The organism is Variovorax sp. 20P10.2.4 (assembly GCF_058244205.1).
In genome coordinates this window covers 1-1,965 of the sequence record NZ_JBZAYE010000970.1, presented here as the reverse complement: position 1 = coordinate 1,965, position 1,965 = coordinate 1, and the positions used below count along the sequence as shown (strand labels likewise).

General features: G+C 68.0%; 1 protein-coding gene. It reads left to right on the top strand.

Annotated features, from left to right (window positions below; genetic code table 11):
- Positions 1-276: 276 nt before the first annotated feature.
- Positions 277-1,965 (top strand): transglutaminase family protein (locus AC27VN_RS40055; protein WP_490880298.1); only part of this gene is annotated, 1,689 nt, incomplete at its 3' end.

Sequence of the window (1,965 nt, the reverse complement as noted above, 5' to 3'; positions counted from 1 at the left end):
CCCGCGAGCAGTCCGCCCGCGTAGGCCATGCCACCCCACAGCTGCGGCTGCCGCAGTTGCAGCGCCACGCCCGCGAGCGCCGCCGCGAGCGCGACGAACGCGCAGCGCGCGCGCAAGACGGCATCGGATGCGTCTCGCACACCCTTGGCGACCATGATGCAAACCCTCCCCCAACGACGCTCCGTGGCGCGCTAATTGCTTTGTCTTCTGGGCTAGTATGCGTCTCACCAGAGACATCTTTTCGATGCAATCTGCCAGTACTGCACACAAAAACGCATGTCCATCCACGCCGCGCTCCACCACGTCACCCACTACAAATACGACCGCCTGGTGCAACTCGGCCCGCAGGTCGTCCGGCTGCGTCCGGCACCGCATTGCCGCAGCAACGTCATCTCGTACTCGCTGCGCGTCGAACCCGCGGATCACTTCGTCAACTGGATGCAGGACCCGTTCGCCAACTACCAGGCGCGGCTCGTGTTCCCCGAGAAGACGCGCGAGTTCAAGGTCACGGTCGACCTCGTGGTCGAGATGGCGGTCTACAACCCCTTCGACTTCTTCCTCGAGCCGCAGGCCGAGAACTTTCCTTTCGCCTACACCCCCTCGCAGGCCGAGGAACTCGCGCCCTATCTCGTCACCGAGGAACCCACGCCACTGCTCGCGGCCTACCTCGACAAGATCGACCGCAAGGAACAACGCACCATCGATTTCCTGGTCGGCATCAACCAGCAGGTGCAGCAGGACGTCAACTACCTGATCCGCATGGAGCCCGGCGTGCAGACGCCGGAAGAAACGCTCACCAACGGCAGCGGCTCCTGCCGCGACTCGGGCTGGCTGCTGGTGCAGCTGCTGCGCCACTGCGGCCTGGCCGCGCGCTTCGTCTCGGGCTACCTGATCCAGCTCACGCCCGACGTGAAGGCGCTCGACGGCCCGAGCGGCACCACGGTCGACTTCACCGACCTGCACGCCTGGTGCGAGGTGTTCCTGCCGGGCGCCGGATGGATCGGCCTCGATGCCACCTCGGGCCTGCTGGCCGGCGAAGGCCACATCCCGCTGGCCTGCACGCCCACGCCCTCGAGCGCCGCGCCCATCGAGGGCGGCGTCGACGAGTCGAAGGTCGAGTTCGGCCATGACATGAAGGTCACGCGCATCTACGAATCGCCGCGCGTGACCAAGCCCTACACCGAGGAGCAGTGGGCCGAGGTGCTGACCCTGGGCGACGCGGTCGACGCGCGGCTGCAGGCCGGCGACGTGCGCCTCACGATGGGCGGCGAGCCCACCTACGTGGCCACCAGCGACCGCGACGCGCCCGAATGGAACACCGACGCGCTCGGCCCCACCAAGCGCGGCTACGCCACCGAGCTGGTCCACAAGCTGCGCGCAGAGTACGGCCAGGGCGGCTTCCTGCATTTCGGCCAGGGCAAGTGGTACCCGGGCGAGCAGCTGCCGCGCTGGGCGCTGTCGATCTTCTGGCGCGCCGACGGCCAGACGCTGTGGCAAGACCCCGAGCTGTTCGCCGACGAACGCTTCCCGACCCACTACACCAGCGAGGACGCGCGCCGCTTCACCAGCCTGCTGGCGCGCAAGCTCGGCCTGACCGACCGCTACGTGCAGCCGGGCTTCGAGGACATCTACTACTACCTGTGGCGCGAACGCCGCCTGCCGGTCAACGTCGACCCCTTCGACTCCAAGCTCGACGACGAACTCGAACGCGTGCGCCTGCGCCGCGTGTTCACGCAGAAGCTCGACGCGGTGATCGGCTACATGCTGCCGATCGAGCCCGGCAACGCGAACCGCGACGCGCCCGCGCTCGAGGGCCCGGCCTGGAAGACCGGCCCCTGGTTCCTGCGCGATGACCGCCTCTACCTGATCCCCGGCGATTCGCCGATGGGCTACCGCCTGCCGCTCGACTCGCAACCGTGGGCCAGCAAGGGCGACTACCCCTACCTGATCGAGCGCGACCCGACC